Origin of the sequence: Terrabacter terrae (assembly GCF_039529575.1) — a bacterium.
GTDB classification, from domain to species: domain Bacteria; phylum Actinomycetota; class Actinomycetes; order Actinomycetales; family Dermatophilaceae; genus Terrabacter; species Terrabacter terrae.
In genome coordinates this window covers 1-1328 of the sequence record NZ_BAAANB010000022.1, presented here as the reverse complement: position 1 = coordinate 1328, position 1328 = coordinate 1, and the positions used below count along the sequence as shown (strand labels likewise).

Here is a 1328-nt window from a genome sequence, read left to right as displayed (position 1 = left end):
ACGACCAGCGCCGGCAGCGACCGGTCGTAGAGCCACCCGGCGACCAGACCGCCGACGATCGCGAACGCACCCTGCACCCCCGCGAAGACGCCGTATGCCGTCGCGCGCCGCGGCGCCTCCACGACCTCCGCGACCAGTGCCTTCACCGTCGAGTCCTGCACCCCGTAGGCGAGGCCCCACACGGCGACCCCGACGAGCGCCACCCAGACGGTGCCCGACAGGGCCAGCGGGGGCACGAGCGCGACGAGCACCGGCACGGCATACAGCACGGCGCCGCCGCGGCGGTCGTAGACGAGGCCCACGCCGAGGGCCGCGAGCGCCTCGACGGCCATGGCACCGGCATACACGACCGGCACGGTGGCGACGGGCACGAGGTGGTCGACCGTCAGGTGGTAGCCGAGGATCCCGAAGGTGACGAGCCCGCCCGTGGTGAGGCCCGCCGCGAGGGCGTAGCCGAAGAACTCGCGCGGCAGCCCCGACCCCACCGCGTCGGCGAACCAGCCGCGCAGCCCGCCACGCGGCGAGCCGGGCGGCGCCGCGGAGACCTCGGCACTACCCGGGGCGTCGTAGACCGACGGGTCCGGCACCCGCGACCGGATGACGGCGAGCAGGAGCATCGCCACCGCCCCGGGGATCGCGAGCACCGCCATGCCCGGCCAGATCGCCCCGGACGCGGCGGCGGTCACGGCAGCCACGAGCAGCGGCCCGGAGAGCGCACCGACCTGGTCGAGCGCCTTGTGCAGCCCGAACCCGCGACCGCGCCCGACCGCCGTGGCGACGTGCGCGAGCAGGGCCGACTTCGACGGGCTGCGCACCGCCTTGCCCGAGCGCTCGAGCAGGATGAGGACGGCGGCGACGACCAGCCCCGCCCCGCCGAGGAAGGGCGTCACGGCGAGCAGCGGCACGCAGACGGCGGTGAGGCCGTAGCCGAGGATCGTCAGGCCCCAGTAGCGGCCGGTCCGGTCGGCGAGCGGCCCGAAGACGAGGCGTAGGACGAGTGCCATCGCCTCGCCGGCGCCGGTGACGAGACCGACGACGAGCGCGCTGGCCCCGAGAGAGGCGAGGAGCGGCCCGTACATCGAGCGGGCGCCCTCGTAGACCATGTCGGCCGCGAGGCTGACGAAGCCGAACCACCACACGACCCGCCAGGCCGACCACCGTCCGGTGACGTGCTCGGTCGTCACGCCGGCAGCGCGAGTGGTGGGGGCGGGATCCGTCATGCCTCGCAACGTAGCAACCGCGCCTGCACGTCGGGCCTAGCCTGATCTCGTGAGCAATCCCGACCGCCACCCCTCCGAGGTCGTCTGCGGTGACGACGCGCCCGAGTC

1 protein-coding gene is annotated in these 1328 nt (G+C 74.9%); it reads right to left on the bottom strand.

Features of this window, described 5'->3' with window-relative positions; genetic code table 11:
- A partial coding sequence (locus ABD194_RS18520; protein ID WP_343994230.1) for an MFS transporter occupies nucleotides 1–1220 on the bottom strand: 1220 nt, incomplete at its 3' end.
- Nucleotides 1221–1328: the final 108 nt, after the last annotated feature.